Below are 20,202 nucleotides of genomic sequence, written 5' to 3'. Positions count from 1 at the left end.
GTTCGACGCGGCCCCTGGCGCAGCCCGCGGTCACGACCGCCTGCCCCGACGCCAGGGCTGGGTGACCAGGGCGACGCCCGCCAGCGTGAGCAGCAGGCCGATGCTCAGCCAGCGCCAGAGCGCGAAGCCGGTGTAGCTGAGGTTCTGGTCGGTGGCCTCGGTCGCGGTGGTCGGCTGCGTGCCGGTGCTCGTGCCGTTGTCGGTGCTGGTGCCGGAGTTGTTCTCGGTGCTGGTCCCCGTGTTGTTGTTGTCGGTGTTGCCGTTGTTGGCGGCGGCGACGTCGGTGAGCGCCTGGGCGGTGTCGTCGTTGTCCGCGGAGTCGATGACGTCCTGGGCGCTGACGGTGGCGACGTTGACCAGCGAGCCCGCCTTGTCGACCCGGGCGGTGACCACCAGGGTGGGCCGCTCGTTCACGTCGACCCCGTCCAGGCGCCAGCTGCCGGTGGCCGGGTCGTAGGTGCCCGCGCTGGTCACCGCGGAGAGCAGGGTGACGCCCGCGGGCAGCTCGTCGGTGACCGAGGCGGCGAGCGCGTCGGACGGGCCCGCGTTGGCGACGGTGACCACCCAGGTGATCGTGTCGCCGATCGTGGCCTTGGCCTTGTCGGCGGTCTTGGTGACCGACAGCGAGGTCTTGCGGCTGATGTTGGCCACCGCGGCGTCGCTGTCGTTGCCGCCGTCCGGGTCGGGGGTGCTGGAGGTGACCACGGCGCTGTTGCTGATCGACGCGCCGTCGTAGTCGGCGGCGATGGCGGTCAGCAGGCGGACCGTGGTCGTGGTGCCCGGGGCGATCGGGTCGAGCGCGCAGCTGACCACGTTGGCGGTCGCGGTGCAGGTGCCGCCGGTGGCCGAGACGAACGTGGCGCCTGCGGGCAGTGCGTCGGTGACCACCACGTCCCGGGCGGCGGCGTTGCCGTCGTTGGTCACCGCGAGCAGCCAGGCCGCGTCGGTGCCGGGCACGATCTGGCCGTCGGCGGTCTTGGTGAGCCGCAGGTCGGCGCGGGCGTCGAGCAGGCTCGACACGGTGGAGGTGTTGTTCGCGGTGTTGGAGTCGGCCGTCGAGGAGGCCACGGCGGCGCTGTTGTCGATCGTGCCCACCGGCGCGTCGGCGCGGACCACACCGCTGACGTTGACCAGCTGCGTGTCCCCGGCGGCGATGTCGCCCAGGGTGCAGATCATCGAGCCCGCGGTGACCGCGCAGCCGTTGGGCAGCGTGTACTGGTCGACGGAGGCGGGCAGCCGGTCGGTCAGGACCACGCCGCGGGCGGTGGAGACGCCGGTGTTGGTGATCGACACCAGCCAGCTGATCGGGTCGCCCGGCCCGTAGTCCGGCCGGTCCGCGGTCTTCACCACGGCCAGGTCGGTCTGCGGGGCGGAGGCGCCCGCGACGGTGGCGGTGTTGTCGGAGCCGTCGGAGTCGGCGACGTCGGAGACCACGGTGGCGGTGTTGCTGATCTCGTCGGGCACGAACCCGGCGTCCACGTCGACCACGATGGTGACGATCACGGTGCCGTCCGGGGTGATCGAGCCGGGCGCGCAGGTGACCAGCTGGCCGTCGATGGCGCAGGTGCCCTGGTTGGCGGTGGCGCTGACCGGGGTGAGGCCGGTGCCGATCGGGTCGGTGATCACCACGTTGGTGCCGGTGGAGGCGCCGTAGTTGGCGACCTCCAGGGTGAAGGTGGCCTGGCCGCCGGGCACCACCGGGTCCGGCGAGAGCGTCTTGGTCATGCCCAGGTCCACGTATCGGACGACCGAGGTGACGGCCTGTGCGGTGTTGTTGTCCAGGTTGGTGTCGGCGACCGTCGAGGTGACCGAGGCCGCGTTGGACAGCTGCGCGCCGGTGAACGCCGGGTCGACGTGCCCGGTGACGGTCAGCGTCCGGTCGGTGTTCGGCGCCATCGCCCCGAGCAGGCAGCGCAGGGTCGAGCCCTGCAGCGTGCACGCCGGGTCGGCGGAGACCAGGGTGACGCCCGCGGGCAGGGTGTCGACCACGATCACGTCCCTGGCCTGCGACGGGCCGCCCACGTGCACGCCGAGCGTCCAGGTGACGTCGGCGCCCGCGTAGACCTGGCCGGGGCCGGTGTTGGTCAGCGCCACGTCGGTCGAGGAGTTGACGTCCTGGCTGACGAAGATCGAGTCGTTGTCCGGGTTCGGGTCGTGCGTGCGCGACTCGACCTGGGCGGTGATCGAGGCGTCGCCGGTGACGTCGGCGTCGAACACGCCGCGCACCTCGATGGTCACCTCCGCGCCCGGGGCCAGGTCGCCCAGGTCGCAGGCCACGGTGGTGTCGCAGGTGATCCCCGGCGGTGCGGTGATCACCAGGTTCTGCAGCTCGCCGGGCAGGCCGAGGGAGAGCCGGGCCTTGGTGGCGGTGGCCGGTCCGGCGTTGCGCGCGGTGGCCCGCACGACCGCCGGGGACCCGGCGGTGAGCTGGTCGGCGGTGAAGTCGGCGATCACCGACAGGTCGGCCTGGGCGCCGACCGGCCTGGTCAGCGCCACGGTGTTGGTGTCGGTGTCCGGGTCGATGGCGGCGGAGTCGACGGTCACCGTGCTCGCCAGGTCGTCGATCTGGTCGGCCGGGATGGTGCCGGTGACCGTGACCTGGACGGTGGCGCCCGGGTCGAGCGCGTCGACCACGCAGGTCACGGTGGTGTCGCAGGTGACCCCGGGCGGCGCGGTGACGGCGATGTCGGTGAGCCCGGCGGGCACCGGCACGGAGATCGTGACGTCGCGGGCGGTGGACGGGCCGTTGTTGACCACGGACGCGGTGACCGTCGCCGGGCCGCCCGCCTCCAGCGGGTCCGGGCCGAGGGTGGCGGTCAGGACCAGGTCGGCGACCGTCTGCACGGCACCGGCGGCGACCACGGAGTTGTCCGAGTCGTCGGGGTCCGGTGTGGTGCTCGTCGAGGTGGCGGTCAGGTCGAACGGCTGGTCGTAGGCGGGCGGGATGTCCGCCGTGATGCCGATGGTGACCTTGGTGCCGGGGGCCAGGTCGCCGATCGTGCAGGTGACCGTGGTGTCGCAGGTGACGCCCGGCGGGGCGGTGACCACGATGTCGGCCAGGCCCGCGGGCAGCGGCACGGCCAGCGTGGTGCCCGCGGCGGTGGACGGTCCGTCGTTGGTGACCGAGGCGGTGATCGCCACCGGCGAGCCCGCGGTGGGCAGGCCGGAGGTGATCGCGGCGGCGGTGACCAGGTCGGCCGCGGTGGTGACCGGGGCGGTGACGGTGACCGTGTTGTCCGCCGGGTCGGTGTCGCTGAACGGCGACGCCGCGGTGGCGGAGAAGACCAGGTCCGCGGTGGTGTTCGGCGCGACCGTGCCGCGCAGCACGATCGTCAGCGTCGCGCCGCCCGCCAGCGAGTCGACCACGCAGGTGCCGGTCGGGTCGCAGCTCACGCCCGCCGGGGTGACGAACTGGACCCCGGTGAGCCCGGCCGGGACCGGGATGGTGACGACGGCGCCGGTGGCGGTGGACGGGCCCGCGTTGGACAGCGTCACCGTGGCCGCGACCGCGGTGCCCGCGGTGGGCTTGGCCGGGTCGAGGGCCATGGCCACGCCGAGGTCGGCGGCGACGGTCAGCGACGGGGTGATGGTGACCGTGCGGTCGGCCGGGTCCTGGCCGGGGGTCGGCGAGGACACGGTGGCGGTGAAGGTCGGCGCGGTGGTCGTGGTCGGGGCGACCCGGCCGCCGACGACGATCGTGATGTCGGTGCCCGGCGGCACGTCACCGATCGTGCAGGTGACGGTGTTGTCGCAGGTCACGCCGGGCGGCGCGGTGACCGACACGGATGCCGGGTCGACGCCGGCCGGGATCGGGAAGGTGAAGGTCGTCCCGGTCGCGGTGGACGGCCCGGTGTTGCCGATCACCGTGGTGGCGGCGAACGGGTTGCCCGCGGTGAGCGCGGTCGGGTCGAACGTGGTGCGCACCCACAGGTCGGCGGAGGCGCTCACGTTCGCGGTCAGCACCACGCTGTCGTTGCCCTGCGCCGGGTCGGCGGTGGGCGAGGCGGCGGTGGCGGTGAAGGTCATCGAGGTGGCGTTCGCGTTCGGCGCGAGCACCGCGTCCACGGTCAGGTCGACCGAGGCGCCCGGGGCCAGGTCGCCGATGGTGCAGGTGACCGTGTTGTCGCAGGTGACGCCCGCGGGCGAGTGGACGATCACGTTCGTGACGCCCGCCGGGACCGGCAGCGTGAAGGTGACGCCCGCGGCGGTCGACGGCCCGGTGTTCCGCACGGTCGCGGTGACCTGGGCGGGCGAGCCCGGGGTGAGCGTCGCCGGGGTGAGCGCGGCGGTGATGGCGAGGTCGGCGGACGCGCCGACCTGGGCGGTCACCTCGGCGGTGTTGTCCTGCGCACCCGGGTCCGGCGAGCTGGTGATCACCTGGCCGGTGAAGATGATCTGGTCGCCGGTGAACGCCGGGTCGACGGTGCCGCCGACCACGATGTCCACGGTGGCGCCCGGGGCCAGCGGCGGCACGGTGCAGGACACCGAGGTGTCGCAGGTGACGCCCGGCGGCGCGGTCACGGTCACGGTGGTGACGCCCGGCGGGACCGGCAGCGACAGGGTGACCCCGGCCGAGGCGGACGGGCCGTTGTTGTGCAGCGTGGCGGTCTGCCGGACGGCGTTCCCGGCGGTCAGGGTGGTCGAGTCGAGCGCGGTGGTCAGCGCCAGGTCGGCGGCCACGCTCACCGGCACGGTGGCGGTGCCCGCGTTGTCGCCCGGGGTCGGGTCGGCGCTCGGCGAGGCCGCGGTGGCGGTGAACACCAGCGGCGGGCCGGTGTAGGCGCTGTCCACGGTGCCCTGCACGGTGATCACCACGTCGGCGTTCGGCGCGACGTCGCCCAGGGTGCAGGAGACGGTGTTGTCGCAGGTGACGCCGGTGGGCGCGGTGACGGTGACGTTCGTCAGCCCGGCCGGGACCGGCAGCGTCAGGGTGGCGCCCTGCGCGGTCGACGGGCCCGCGTTGTGCAGCGTGGTCGTGACCGTGACCGGGGTGCCCGCGGTGGCGGTGGTCGGGCCGGTGACCGAGACGACGCCCAGGCCCGCGGCCACCGAGACCGGGACGTCGACCGTGGTGGTGTTGCCCGCGCCGTTCGGGTCGCCCGCGGCCGAGGAGACCGCGCCGGTGAACGACAGGTTCGGGCCGGTGAAGGTCGGCAACACGGTGCCGCGCACGGTGATCACCGTGTCGGCGCCCGCCGCGATCGTGTCGATGGTGCAGACGACCGTGGTGTCGCAGGTGACCCCGGGCGGCGCGTCGACGGTGACGTTCGTGAGCCCGGCGGGCACCGAGACGGTGACCGTGACGTTCTTCCCGGTCGACGGGCCGGTGTTGCTGACCGTGGTGGTCAGCGCCAACGGCGAGCCCGCGGTGGCCGAGGTCGGGTCGGCGACCACGCTGACGCCGAGGTCGGTGGTCACGCCGACGGCGGCCGAGGCGGTGGCCGAGTTGTCGGTCTGGTTCAGGTCCGGCGTGGTGGTGGCGGCGGTCGTGGTCACCGACAGGGTGCCGGTGAGGTCCGCGACGACCGTGCCGCGCACCTCCACCACCACGTCGGTGCCCGGCGCGACCGCGCCGACGGTGCAGGACACGGAGCTGTCGCAGGTGACGCCCGCCGGGGCGACGACCGTGACGTTGGTGAGGCCCGCCGGGACCGGGAGCGCGAAGGTCACGCCCGCGGCGGTGGACGGCCCGTCGTTGTGCAGCGTGGAGCGGATGGTGATCGGCGAGCCCGCGGTCGGCGCGGTCGGGTCGAACACGGTGGCCACGCTCAGGCCCGCCGCGGCGCCGGACTGGGCGTCGTAGGTGGCGGTGTTGTTGTTCGGCGTGGTGTCGGGCGTGGCCGAGGACGCGGTCGCCGAGAACGGCAGCGAGGTGCCGGTGAAGTCGGCGGCGACGCGGCCCTGGACGGTGACCGTGACCGTGGTGCCCGGCGTGATCGTCCCGATGGTGCAGGCCACGGTGCTGTCGCAGGTGACGCCCGCCGGGGCGGTGACCGTGACGTTCTCGACCCCGGCCGGGATCGGGACGGTGAAGGTCACGCCGGTGGCGGTGGACGGGCCCGCGTTGCGCACGGCCGCGGCGACGGTGAACGCGGAGCCCGCGGTCAGCGTGGCCGGGTCGATGGTGAACGACGAGGCCAGGTCGGCGTTGACGCCCACCGGGACGGTGGTGCTGGAGCCGTTGCCCGCGGCGTCCGGGTCCGGTGTCGGCGAGGTGACCGAGGTGGCGATGGTCAGCGAGCTCCCGGTGAACGCCGGGTCGACCGTGCCGGTGACCACGATCGCCAGGTCGGCGCCCGCGTCGACGGAGCCGACGGCGCAGGTGACCATGCCCGCGCGGGCCAGGGCGATGTCGCAGGTGACGCCCGCAGGCGGGGTGACCGCCACGGTCGTCAGGCCGTCCGGGATCGGCATGGTGAAGGTGGTGCCGACCGCGGCCGACGGGCCGGTGTTGTGGATGGTCGTGGTGACGGTGACCGGCGAGCCCGCGGTGAGCGTGGCCGGGTCGACGGTGGTGGTGGCGCTCAGGTCGGCGGTCGCGTTGACCTGGACCGGCACGGTGACGCTGTTGTCGGACTGGTCCGGGTCGTTCGTCGCGGTGTTCGCCGACCCGGTGAGGATCAGCTCGTTGCCCGCGAAGTCGGACGCGATCGTGCCGCGGACCACCACGTCGACCTGGGTGTTCGGCGCCAGCATGCCCACCGTGCAGGCCACGGTGGCGTCACAGGTGACCCCGGCCGGGGCGATGACCTGGATGTTCTCCAGGCCCGCCGGGACCGGCAGGGCGAGGGTGACGCTGGTGGCCGTGGACGGGCCGGTGTTGCGCGCGCTCGCGGTGATCGTGATCGGCGCGCCCGAGGTGGCGCTGAGCGGGTCGGGGGTGACCACGACCCGCAGGCCCGCGGCCTGGGTGACGTTCGCGGTGATCGTCGCGGCGTTGCCCGCGGTGTCCGGGTCGGGCGTCGGCGAGGCGACCGTGCCGGTGAAGGCCAGCAAGTTGCCGGTGAAGGCCGGGTCGACGGTGCCGGTGACCTCGATCCGCACCGGGGTGCCCGGGGTGACCGCGCCGACGGTGCAGGTGACGGTGTTGTCACAGGTGACGCCCGGCGGCGCGACCACGCTGACGCCCGTCACGCCTGCCGGGACCGGCAGGGTGAAGGTGACGCCGGTGGCGGTGGACGGGCCGCTGTTGTCGATCGTGGTGGCGAAGGTGAACGGCGAGCCCGCGACCAGGGCGGTCGGGTCGAGCGTCGAGGTGACCTTGAGGTCGGCCGAGGTGGCGACCTGGCTGGTGGCCGTGCCGGTGTTGTCGGCGGTCGACGGGTCGGTGGCGGTGGTGGCCGCCGTGGCGGTCAGTGTCAGGTCGCCGGTGAAGGCGGGTGCGACGCGGCCGTTGACGGTGATCTCGACCGTGGCGTCCGGCGCCAGGTCGCCCAGGGTGCAGGCGATGGTGTTGTCGCAGGTGACGCCGTTGGGCGCGATCACGCTCACGTCCGTGAGCCCGGCCGGGACCGGCACCGACACGGTGGTGCCCGCGGCCGTGGACGGGCCCGCGTTGTGCAGGGTGACCTTGGCCGAGACCGGCGAGCCCGCGGTCACCGCGCCCGGCGCGAAGGCCACGACGGCGGACAGGTCGGCGGCGGTGCTGACGGTGCCGGTGGCGGTGAAGGCGTTGTCGGCGGTGTTCGGGTCGCCGACCGGCGAGGCGGCGTTGCCGGTGATGGTCAGCGGCGCGGTCACGTTCGGCGCGACCGTGCCGTGGATGACCACGTCCACGCTCGCCCCCGGCGCGAGCGTGCCGACGGTGCAGGCGACGGTGTTGTCGCAGGTGACGCCGGGCGGCGCGGTGACGGTCACGTCGGTCAGCCCGGCCGGGACCGGCACCGTGACGGTCACGCCGGTTGCGGTGGACGGGCCGTTGTTGACCAGGTGCGTGCCGACCGTGACCGCGGTGCCCGCGGTGATCGGGTCGGGCGAGACCTGCGCGGTGAACGCCAGGTCGGCGGTGGTGCCGGTGGTGCCGGTGTCGGTCGCCGAGTTGTTGCCCGGCGTCGGGTCGCCGGTCTGTGAGGTGGCCGTGGCGGTCACCGAGATCGGCGCGGTCACGTCCGGTGCCACCGTGCCGTGCAGGGTGACCTGCGCGGAGGCGCCCGGGGCGAGCGTGCCGACGGTGCAGAACACGCCGCCGTCGCAGGTGACGCCCGGCGGCGCGGTGACGGTCACGCCCTGGACCCCGGCGGGCACCGGGATGTTCAGGGTGGCGCCGACCGCGGTGGACGGGCCGTTGTTGACCACCGTGGCCACGATGTCGATCGGGCTGCCCGCGACCGGGTTGGCCTGGGTGATGTCGGCGGTGGCGGACAGGTCGGCGACCGCCGCGACCGGGCGGGTCACGGTGATGGTGTCGTCGGCCGGGTTCGCGTCCGGCGTCTGCGAGCCGCCGGTGGCGGTGAAGGTGATATCGGGTCCGGCGTAGGCCGGGTCGACGGTGCCGCGGACGGTGATCACGACGTCGGTGTTCGGCGCGATCGAGCCGACCGTGCAGGTGACCGGCGATGTCACGGCGTCGCAGACCACGCCAGGCGGCGCGGTGACCGTGACGCCGGTGAGCCCGGCCGGGACCGGCAGGGTGAAGGTGGCGCCCGCGGCGGTGGACGGGCCGCCGTTGTGCAGGGTCGCCGTGGCGGTCACCGGGGTACCCGGGGTGACCTGCGCCGGGTCGACGGTCAACGCCATGGCCAGCCCGGCGTCGGCGCCGACCCCGGTGGTGGCGGTGACGGAGTTGTTGGCCTGCGACGGGTCGGCGCTGGTGGTGGTCGCCGAGCCGGTGAGGGTGATGTCCGCGGCGGTCACGTCCGGCGCGATCCGGCCGCGCACGGTGATCACCGCCTCGGCGCCGGGGGCCAGCGTGCCCACGGTGCAGGACACGGTGTTGTCGCAGGTCACGCCGTTGGGCGCGGCGACGACGACCTCGGTGAACCCGGCCGGGACCGGCAGCGAGAAGCCGACCCCGGTGGCGGTGGACGGGCCGTCGTTGTGCACGGTGGCCGTTGCGGTCACCGGCGAGCCCGCGACCAGCGGCATCGGGTCGACGACCAGCCCGACCCGCACGTCGGCGGCGATGCCGACGGAGGTGGCGACCTGCGCGGTGTTGTCGGCCTGGTTGGCGTCGTCGACCGCCGAGGTGACGGTCGAGGCGAGCGTCACCGGGCCCGCGGCGAGGTCGGGCGCGATCCGGCCGCGCACCACGATCTGGATGTCCTGGCCGGGGTTGACCACGCCGACCTGGCAAGCGACCGTGTCGTCGCAGGTCACGCCGTTGGGCGCGATCACCTCGACATCGGTGAACCCGGCCGGGACCGGCAGCGTGAACGCGGTCTTGCCCGCGGTGGACGGACCGGCGTTGTGGATGGTCGAGGTCAGCGTGACCGGCGACCCGGCGGTCAGCGGCATCGGGTCGACGGCGGTGGTCACCGACAGGTCCGCGTTGCCGCCGACCGCGCTGGTCACCGTGGCGCTGTCGTTGTCCGGGGTGTCGTCCGGGCTGGCCGCGTCGACGGTGCCGGTCAGCACCATGTCGCCGCCGAAGTCCGGCGCGACCGTGCCGCGCAGCACGATGTCGATCTCCGTGCCCGGGGTGAGCGTGCCCAGGGTGCAGGACACGGTGGCGTCGCAGGTGACCCCGGCGGGCGCGGTGACCTGCACGTCGCGCAGCTCGTCCGGCACCGGCAGCCGGAAGGTGACGTCGGCGGCGGTGGACGGGCCGTTCGCCCGCACCTTGGCGGTGACGGTGACCGGGGCGCCCGCGACCGGCGCGGCCGGGTCGACCGCGAGGCTGACCCCGAGGTCGGCGGACACGCTCGACTGCGACACCGTGGTCACGGTGTTGTTCTGCGGGTTCGGGTCGGCCACGTCCGAGTCGGTGGACGCGGTGACCGACAGCGAGTCGTCGGTGTAGGTGGGCGACACGGTGCCGCGGACCACGACCTGGACCTGGCCCGGCGGCACGTCGCCGACGGTGCAGAACACCGTCTGGTTCACCGTGTCGCACAGCGCGCCCGGCGGGGCCTCGATCGTCACGCCGTCCACGCCGACCGGCACCGGCATGGTGAAGGTGGTGCCCGGCGCGGTGGACGGGCCGTCGTTGGCGAGCGTGGCGGTGATCGTGACCGGGCCGCCCGCGACGATCGGCTGCGGCGCCACGGCCAGGGTCAGCCGCAGGTCGGCGCTGGCGCTGACCGGGGTGCTGGCGGTGGCGGTGTTGTCGCCCGGGTTCGGGTCGGGCGTCGTGGCGGTCACGTCGGCGTCGGTGTCCAGCACCGCGTCGGTGATCTTGGCGGGCAACGTCGCGGTGAGCGTGAACCGGACCGCGCCCTCCTTGCCCGGCGGCAGGTCGCCGACCGCGCAGTGCAGGGTGGCGTCGCAGGTGATGCCGGGGTGGTCGACGACCACCAGGCTCGCGCCGGTCGCCACGCCCGGCGGGGTCGCGCCGACCACCACGCCGCGGGCGGTGGACGGGCCCGCGTTGGTGGCGGTCACGGTCCAGGTCGCGGTGGTGCCCGGGGTGAGCGTCGGCTGGTCGGCGACGACCTCGACGAACACGTTGGCGCTCGGCGTCACCGTGCTGGTGACGCTGGCCGAGCGGCCGTCGGACTGGTTCGGGTCGGGCTCGGCGACCGGCGAGGTCAGGATCGCGGTGGTGGTCAGGTCGGGCGCGGTGATGTCCGGCGCCAGCCTGCCGTGCACGGTGATGGTGATCCTGCCGTTGGCGGCCACGGTGCCCAGGTCGCAGGTCACGGTCTGGCCGCTGAGTGCGCAGGTGCCCTGCGAGCTGACGGCGGTGATCTCGTCCACGCCCAGCGGCAGCGTCTGCGACACGGTCGCGGGCGCGTCCGACGGGCCGTGGTTGTCGACCGTGATGTCCCAGCTGGTGAGCTCGCCCGGGGTGACCGCGGCGGGCGCGGCGACGCCGACCTTGAAGTCGGCCAGCGCGCTGACCGAGGCCGCGGCGCTCGCCGAGTTGTTGGCCGGGTTCGGGTCCGGGGTCGGCGCCTGCACCGAGATGGTGTTGGTGAGCGTGGGCTCGGCGAACGACGCGCTCAGCGCCACCGGGATACGCACCACGACCGGCGTGCCGGGCGGGAGCGTGCCGAGGTCGCAGACCACGCTGCGCACGATCACCGAGCAGGTGCCGCGGTCGGCGGTGATCGGGCCCGCGACCTCGGTGCCGTCCGGCAGCGCGGAGAAGGTGACGACGCCGTTGACCGCGGACGGGCCCTGGCTGGTGATCGTCGCGGTGTAGAGCAGCGGGCGACCGGCCACGACCGGGCTCGGGTCGACCGAGATGGTCGCGCCGAGGTCGGCGGTGCGGGTCACCGCGACCCGGGTGGTGGCGGCGTTGTCCCGGCTGTCCGGGTCGGGCGAGGTCGCCGACGCGGTGATCCGCGAGTCGAGCGCCTCGCCGGTGTAGGCCGGGTCGACCGTGCCGGAGATGTGCAGCACGACCGACGCGCCCGGGGCGATGTCGCCGAGCACGCAGGTGCCGCCGGTGGCCGGGCAGGCCGGGTTGTCGGTGGTGGCGCCGGTCAGCGCGGCGGGCAGCACCCGGTCGATGGCGACCGCGTGCGCGGTGGACGGTCCCGCGTTGCGGACCGTGACCGTGTAGACGAGGCCGGTGCCCGCGGTGACCGAGGCGGGCGCGTCCACGGTGACCGCGACGTTCGCCGACTCGGTGGCCGACGCGGTGACCGTGCCGGTGTTGTCCGAGGTGTCGACCTCGGTGGTCGGGCTGCTGGCGGTGGCCGAGGTGGTCACCGAGTTCCCGGCGCCGTCGGCGAGCATGCCGCGGATGGTGACCGGCACGGCGGGCGCGCCCGCGGCCAGCGTGCCCAGCGCGCAGGTGAGCACCTGGCCGGTGATCGTGCAGCTGCCCTGCGGGGTGTCGGCGGTCAGGCCGCTGATGGTGCTGGGCAGCGTGTCGGTGACGGTGACCGACTGCGCGTCGGACGGGCCGGTGTTGCTCACCTCGACCACGAACGCGATCGCCGCGCCCTGCACCGGGCCCTGGGTGACGGCGGCGGCCACGTGCAGGTTGGCGTTCGGCGTCACCGGCGAGCTGCCGGAGGCCGAGTTGTTGGCGGTGTTCGGGTCGGGCGTGGTCGAGTTGCTCGCGCCGGTGTCGACCAGGGTCGGGACGGACACGTTCGCGGCGAGCAGGCCGGAGATCGACACCATCGCGGTCGCGCCCGGCACCAGGTCGCCGACCTGGCAGGTGACGTTCTTGCCCGCCACGGTGCAGGTGCCGGTCACGGTCGTGGCGGTGACACCGCTCAGGCCGTCGGGCAGCGTGTTGGTGAGCACCACGCCGGTGGCCGTGGACGGGCCGAGGTTGCGGGTGCCGAGCACCCAGGTCTGCACGGTGCCCGGGACGGCCGCGGCGGGCGGGGTCACCGAGGCGATCAGGTCGGCGGACTGCGAGGTGGCCGACACCGAGTTGGTCGTGTTGTCGGCGAGGTTCGGGTCGGCGGTCTGCGCGGTGACCTCGGCGCCGACGGTGAGCGGCCCGGTGTAGGCCGGGTCGATGGTGCCGGTCAGCGTGACCTCGGTGGTCTGCCCGGCCCCGACCACGCCCAGCGCGCAGGTGGCGGTGGCGCCGGAGATCGTGCAGGACCCGCCCGGCCAGCTCGCCCGCGCGTTGGACAGGTACGCCGGGACCGAGACCGTGACCACGGTGCCGGTGGCGTCGGACGGGCCCGCGTCGGTGACCCGGACCGGCCAGCTCGCGTCCTGGCCCGCCACGGCGGTGGCGGGCTGCCCCACCTGCACGGCCAGGTTCGCGCTCGCGTTCGGCGTGGAGGTGGTGGTGGCCGAGTTGGACGAGACGTCCGGGTCGGCGGTGCCGCTGCTGGCCGTGGCCGTGTTGCGCAGCGACGCGGCGCTGAAGTTCGCGGCCAGCAGGCCGCTCAGGGTGACCGAGGTGGTGGCGCCCGGCGCGATGTCGCCCACCGGGCAGGTGACCCGGCGGCCGGTGATCGAACAGCCCGCGACCGGCTGCGGGGTGACCCCGGTCGGCAGGTCGTCGGTGATCACCACGCCGCGCGCGATGGACGGCCCGTCGTTGCCCGCGGTGATCGTCCAGGAGACGTTGCGGCCGGGCACGACCGGCTCCGGCGCGGCGGTCATGGCCAGCTTGACGTCGGCGCTGCTGCCCGCGTCGGACACCGCGGAGGCGGTGTTGTTGGCCGTGTTCGGGTCGGTCGAGGTGGCCGCGACGGTGACGGTGTTGGTGACCGCGGTGCCGGTGTAGTCGGGGGCGAGGGTGCCGGTCAGGGTGACCGTGGCGGTGCCGCCGGACGGGATGGTGCCGACCGAGCACTGGGCGCCCGCGCTGTCGAAGGTGCAGGTGCCGACGGTCGAGGACGCGGCCGTGTAGCGGACCCCGGCCGGGGCCGGGTCGGTGGTGGCCACGCCGTAGGCCGAGGACGGGCCGTTGTTGGTGATCACGGCCTGCCAGGTGACCCGGCCGCCCGCGATCGGCGGCCCGGAGGTGAGCACCTGGGTGACGGCCAGGTCGGCGACCGCGCCGACAGTGCCGGTGGCGGTGGCGGAGCTGTCGGCCGCGTCCGGGTCGGGCACGGCGGAGCTCGCGGTCACCGTGTTGGCCAGCGCGCCGCCCGCCGGGGTGGTGCTGGACAACCGCACGGTGATGTCGGCGGCCACGGTGGCACCCAGCGCCAGCGACGGCCAGCTGCACCGCACGGCGCCGGTGGCGAACACGCAGGTGCCGCCCGAGCCCGCGACGGCGCTGACGTAGGTGGTGCCCGCGGGCATCGGGTCGGTCAGCACCAGCTGCGGTGCCTGCGCGGGGCCGTTGTTGGTGATGGTCGCGTGGTAGGTGACCGGGCTGCCCGCCACCACCGGGCCGGAGGTGATCACGTTGGTGGCGGCCAGGTTGGCGGTGTAGTTGACCGTGTGCGTGATCGTGCCCGCGTTGTCCGCCGGGTTCGGGTCGCTGGTCGGCGAGGTGGCCGTGGCGGTGTTGACCACGGTCGGGCTCGGGTAGTCCGGCGCCAGGTGCAGGGTGATCGTCTTCGTGGTGATCGCGCCCTGGGCCAGGTCGCCGAGCGCGCACTGCACCTGTGCGCCCGCGAGCGCGCAGCCGGTGTCGGCGGAGACGAACGTGGTGCCCGCGGGCAGCGGGTCGGTGAGGGTGACCGTGCGCGCGGTGGACGGGCCGTGGTTGGCGACCGTGATGTCGTACCGGATGTCCTGGCCCGCCCCGGCGTTGGTCGAGGTGGAGGTGGTGCTGACGGTCAGGTCGGCCGCGGTGCTCACCGTCACCGGGATGGTGACCGATCGGTTGTCCGGGGTCGGGTCCGCGGTCGGCGAGCCGACGGCGGCGGTGTCGGTGAGGACCGTGCCCGCCGGGGTGTCCGCGGGCACCAGCGCCGTCAGCACGATGGCGACCGAGCTGCCCGGGGCCACGGTGCCCAGCGCGCAGGTGGCGCCCTTGCCGTCCGGGTTCGGCGTGCAGGTGCCCGCCTGGGTGACCAGGCCGCCGGGCAGCAGCACCATGCCGTCGGGCAGCGTGTCGGAGAACGTCACGTTCGCCGCCGCCGACGGGCCGGAGTTGGCCACGGTGAGCGTGTAGGTCTGCGCGGTGCCCGCGCGGACCGGGCTCTGCAGGGCGCCGCCGATGATCGACAGCTCCGCGTTCTGCACGACCGGCGTGGTCAGCGTGGTGAGCTGGTCCTCGCCGCCCGGGCTGGGCGTGTCGGTCTGCACCTGGGCCTCGGCGGCGATCGAGCCGGACGCGGTGGGCGACACGGCGACCACCACGGTCACGTCGTCCTTGCCGCCCGCGGGCAGCCGGTCGACGGTGCAGCTCACTGTGGTCGCGGTGGTGGTGCAGGCGCCCAGGCTGCTCACCGCGGAGACCAAGGTGACGCCCGCGGGCAGGTTCTGGGTGACCGCGACGTTGACCGCGTCGGACGGGCCGGTGTTGTTGGCCGAGATCAGGTAGGTGGCCTGCGCGCCCGCCACCAGCGGGGTCGGGTTGACCGTCTGGGTGATGCCCAGCCCGGCGTACGCGGTGACCGCGGTGCTGGCCGAGACCTGGTTGTTGGCCGGGGTCGGGTCCGGGGTGGACGAGCTGATCGTGGCCGAGAACTCGCGCGGACCCGGCGGGCTGGACGCGGCGATCCGGCCGCTGACCGAGCCGTTCACCACCTGCCCGGCGGTCAGTGTGCCGATCGGGCAGCTGATCCGGCCGCCGTTGACCGCGCAGGTGATGCCGTTGACGGTGGCGGTCAGGTCGAGCACGCCCACCGGCAGGTCGGCCTGGACGGTGACGCCCTGGGCGTCGGACGGTCCCGCGTTGCCGATGGCGAAGGTGCGGGTGAACGACTCGCCCGCGCGGAACGTGCCCGGGGCCTGCAGGCCGGCGAACCGCACGTCGGCCTGCGCCCGCACGCTGATCGGCGTGGTCGCGGTGTTGTTCGACTGGGTCGGGTCGGGGATCGCCGAGCTCGCCGTGGCGGTGGCGTTGACCGGCACGGTGGCCTGGCCGGACGGCACGTTCACATCGATGGCGACGGTGGCGTTGGCGCCGCTGGCCAGGTTGCCGATGGCGCACTGGACCTGGCCGCCGACCACCTGGCAGGTGCCGGTGGACGGGGTGATGGTGCCGATGGCGAACCCGGCGGGCACGGCCTGGGTGAAGGTGACGCCGGTGGCGACCGAGGGGCCGTTGTTGGTGACGGTGGCGGTGTAGCGGGTCGACTGGCCCGCGTTCACCACGGTGCCCGCCACCGTCTCGGCCACCGTGATGTCGGCCTGCGCGGTCACGTTGGCCACGTGCGTGGCGGTGTTGTTGGCCGGGTTCGGGTCGGTGCTCGCCGAGGCCACGGTCGCGGTGTTGGTGAAGCCCGCGGCGGGCACGGTGCCCGGGGTGTCGGCGGTGATCGTGACCGAGGCGGTGGCGCCCGCGGCGACGGTGCCCAGCGCGCAGTTGACCGTCTGCCCGGTGATGGTGCAGGTGCCCTGGGTGGACTGCTCGCCGGTGGCGGTCAGGCCCGTGGGCAGCGGGTCGTTGACCACGACCGCGTCGGCGGCGGACGGGCCATTGTTGGTGACGGTCAGCGTGTACGCGATCGGCGCGCCGACCACGACCGGGGTCGGGATGGCGGTCTTGGTCAGCGCGAGGTCGCTGACCCGCTGCACGGTCGTGGTGACCGTGGCCGCGTCGTTGGCCGTGTTGTCCTGCTGGGTGCTCGTGGTGCCGGAGGCGGTGTTGGCCAACGGGCCCGCGGCGCGGTCGGGGGCGATCGCGACGCGCAGGTTGACCGTGGTGGTGCCGCCCGCCGGGACGGTGCCCAGCTGGCAGGACACAGTGCCGTTGGTGGTGGCGCAGGTGCCCGACTGGGGGCTGGCGCTGACGATCGTGACGCCCGCGGGCAGCGGGTCGGTGATGACCACGTTCTGCGCGTCGGACGGGCCGTCGTTGTAGACGGTGACCGTGTAGTTGGTGCGGTTGCCCGCGATCGGGTTGGGGTCCGACGCGGTCTGGGTGACCACGATGTCGGCGGTGGGCACGACCATGGCGGTGGCGGTGGCGGTGTTGTCGGCGGTGTTCGGGTCGGTGGTCGGCGAGGACACCGACGAGTTCACCGCGAGCGTCGGCTTGGTGTAGCCGGAGACGACACCAAGGACGGCGGTGGCGGTGTAGGTCTGGCCGGGCGGCAGCGTGCCCACCGTGCAGATCAGGGTGCCCGAGGTGACCACGCAGCCGTCGCTGGCCCAGACCACATAGGTGCCGTCGGGCACCGGGATGCTCAGCACCACACTGTCCGCCGTGGACGGTCCGGCGTTGGTGACCGTGGTGGTCAGCGTGGCCTGCTCGGTGCCGGGCACGACCGGTCCGGTGAGCGAGGTGGTGACACCCAGGTCGGCGGAGCGGGTGACGGCGACCGGGGCGGTGGCGGTGTTGTTGACCGCGACGTCGTCGGCGGTGGTCGCGGACACCCGCACCGAGTTGATCACGGTGCCGCCGGTGGTGTCGGCGTTGATCCGGGCCACGACCGGCACGGACACGGTGGTGCCGTTGGTGACCGCGCCGATCGCGCAGGTGACCGTTTGCCCTGAGGCGGTGCAGGTGCCCGAGGGCGGGGTGGCGGAGACGAAGGTGGTGCCGGTGGGGAGAGTGTCGGTCAGGGTGACGCCCGCGGCGTCGTTGGGGCCGTTGTTGACCGCCGAGATGGTGTAGGTGACGGTCTGGCCCGCGTTCTGCGAGGGGGTGGCCGCGGTCTTGGCCGCGGACATGTCGGCGAGCGCGCTGACGGCGGTGTTGACGTCGTTACCGGCGAAGGAGTAGCTGCGGTTCAGTGTGCGGGCGCGGTAGTCGAGCGCGGGGGTGTTGACGATGGTGCTGCCCGCGGCCGCGCGGTTGACCGTGGCGCGGAAACGCACGGCCACGGAGCCGTTGGGGCCGATGGAGCCGCCGGTGGTGGCCGACGACCCGGTGCCGACCCGGAAGCGCACTGTTCTGTCCGACGCCGTGTAATCGGCGGAGTCGTCCCCTGGGGCGTCCGTTCGTGTTCCGGTGGTGCTGCCGCTGTCGGTGTCGACGACGAGCGAGCCCGGCAGGTAGGTGAGACCGGTGGCCAGGGCGTCGCGCACGACGGAGGCGTCGGCGTAGTCGCCGCCGGAGTTGGTGAACGTGAGCCGGTACTCCAGCGTGTCGCCGGGTTGCGCGGGGTTGTTGCCGTTGAGGTTGGTTACGGTCTTGCTGACCGCGTTGAAGGTCGGGGTGAACAGGTCGATCTGGCTGGTGACGATGCCCGGATAGTAGGAGTCGCCGCTGGAGGTCAGGTTGATGGTGGCCGACGTGCTGCCGTTGCTCAGCACGTTCGTGGTGGCGATGCGGCCGATGTCCACACCGAAGTTGTTGAGGTTGCCGGGACTTCGCCCGGTCTGGTCCACGCCCGCGTCGCTGATGCGCGAGTCGAAGAAGTTGTTCGCGGGCCGGGTCGCGTCGCTGAGCGTGGTGCCCGCCAGCTTGAGCGCGTCGCCGGTGGTGCCGTAGTCACCCTCCCAGGCCACGACGCCGACGGAGGCGTTGACGTTGCCGGTGGTGGGGGTGAGGAAGCCGGAGACCGGGATGTCGACGCTGTTGTTGCCGGTGGCCGAGGTGATGTCGGCGAAGCCCTCGAACACGCGCAGGTTGCGCAGCGGCAGGGTCGGGTTGCGGTAGGCGACGACCAGCGACCAGCCCGCGTAGCGGTCCATGCCGGTGGCGGCGCCGATGTCGGCGACCGCGTAGGTGCCGCCGCCCGCCGCCTTGACCACCGAGGTGACGTCGATGGAGGCCTGGTAGGGGCCGCCGTCGGAGGTGACCAGCGCGGTGGGCTGGATGAGCGTGGTGGCGGTGTAGGTGGTGTAGGCGGTGGCCCCGGGGGCGCGGAACCTGGCGGTGTTGACGGCCTTGGTTGGCACGACGCCGTTGGTGCCCGCGACGGTGCGGCCACCCCAGATCAGCCGCGCGTAGAGGACGGTGGAGCCGGTGGGCATGTTCAGCGTGGCGGTCGAGGAGTTCGAAGTGGACGCGTCGCTGTCCACGTCGACGAACGCCATGTTGTAGACGTTGTTGTTGTTGGAGGTCGTGGTGGCGCTGCCGGTGCGCGCCGACGTGCAGCCGGAGGTCGCGGTGGGGCAGTCCATGGAGCTGGCGCCGGTGAGCGTGATCGCGCCGTTCTCCTCGGAGGAGTAGACGGCGTCGAAGTTCTGCCGGACCGAGGCCTCGGCGACCGGGGCCGCGACGATGGGCACGAAGGTGGCCAGCAACGCCATGGCCAGACAGAGAACACCGGCGCGGGTGCGCCGCGGAAACCCGGTTCGATACGCCGCGCCCATGCCAGTTTCCTTTGGTGTCGCCTGAACCAAACTGACGATCACTCTAGGCAAAGTGGACGAACTTGGCATGGGCCATACCCGATCGTATGGGGATAACCGCGGTTGATTACTCGGCGGGTCTTTTCCGGCATTCGATCCCGGTCGCGCCGATCGCAAACCCCGGTCGATGCGCACGAAGTGCTGAGCCGGGAAGATCCACATAACAGCAGGTCACACCGAGTGCACCAGGGCTCGACGCGGTGGCCGACGCGCGTTCGGCCGTTCACCTGATAGCGGGAAAGAACCCGAATTGATCACCACAAGGATGAGGCACGACGGCGGTCAGGGGTCACGGGCAGACAGCGGTCGAGGCAGTGAATGCGATAAAACCACCCGGTCGGGTATAGCCGGGACCGGGACTCCCCGGGATTCACGGAGGAGATCGTCACCGATCGTTTATGTCCACAGTGGACCGGCCGGTTGGTGTCGATCATGACCGGCGTTCCGGCCTCTCTCACCGGGCCACACCCGCGAACCGGTTCCCTACGGAATCGCGCAGACCGCGAGCACCACCGCCGTGGCCAACTCCGCGTTCGCCCCGAACACATCTCCCGTGACACCCCCGAACCGCCGCACCAGGTGCCGCGTCGACAGCACCACCGCCGCCGCGGCCACCACCACCGCGAGCGGCCCGAGCCACGGCTTCCCCGGCACCACAAGGACCCCGACGACCAACAGCGCGAATCCCCACAGCACCGGCACGGTGACCGGCTGGCTCCCCGCCACCAACGCCCCGAACCCGTCCGGCCGCGCCGCGGGCACCCCCTCCCGGCAGCACCACGAGAACGCCGCCCGCCCCACGACGTAGGCCAGCACCACGGCCCCGAACCGGTCCCCCGACAGCGCCCCCAGCGCGGACCCCTGCACCCCGATCGTCACGATCAGAGCCACCACGGCGAACGCCCCGATCCCGCCCTCCTTCATGACCGCCAACGCCCGCTCCGGCGGCCCGTAGCAGCCCAGCCCGTCCACCGTGTCGGCGAGGCCGTCCAGGTGCATGCCCCGCGTCAGCAGCGCCGCCACCCCGACCACGAGCAGGCCCGGCGCGGGTAACCCGACCAGCACGAAGAGGAACAACAGGAACGCGACCAGCCCGCCGACGACCACGCCGACCACCGGCGCCCAGGTGATCGCCGAGCGCCGCACCGCCGGGTCCTGCCCGTCCGCCTCGACCGGCAGCACCGTCAACCAGTGGAACGCCAGCCGCAGGCCGCCCCCACCCACCCCATCCACCGAAGTCACCGGCGCACGGTA

Annotated in this window: 2 protein-coding genes; both read right to left on the bottom strand. The window is 73.5% G+C overall.

Annotated elements, in window-relative coordinates; translation table 11 throughout:
• Nucleotides 1–30: 30 nt before the first annotated feature.
• The gene (locus C503_RS38075) at nucleotides 31–18,909 is read right to left on the bottom strand and encodes a DUF11 domain-containing protein (protein WP_018681194.1); all 18,879 of its coding nucleotides are present in this window, start codon (nucleotides 18,907–18,909) and stop codon (nucleotides 31–33) included.
• 522 nt (nucleotides 18,910–19,431) lie between these two features.
• Nucleotides 19,432–20,190 carry an adenosylcobinamide-GDP ribazoletransferase gene (locus tag C503_RS0105525; protein ID WP_245572409.1) on the bottom strand — a complete coding sequence of 253 codons (759 nt, stop codon included), beginning with the start codon at nucleotides 20,188–20,190 and terminating at the stop codon, nucleotides 19,432–19,434.
• Nucleotides 20,191–20,202 lie beyond the last annotated feature (12 nt).

It is taken from the genome of Actinokineospora enzanensis DSM 44649 (assembly GCF_000374445.1).
Classification (GTDB): domain Bacteria; phylum Actinomycetota; class Actinomycetes; order Mycobacteriales; family Pseudonocardiaceae; genus Actinokineospora; species Actinokineospora enzanensis.
The sequence above is the reverse complement of the archived record's forward strand: the minus strand, read 5'-3'. Positions and strand labels throughout refer to the sequence as shown.

Excerpts from the sequence above, each read along its gene's own strand:
- C503_RS38075 (WP_018681194.1), bottom strand. The coding sequence starts at position 18,909 with ATGGGCGCGGCGTATCGAACCGGGTTTCCGCGGCGCACCCGCGCCGGT.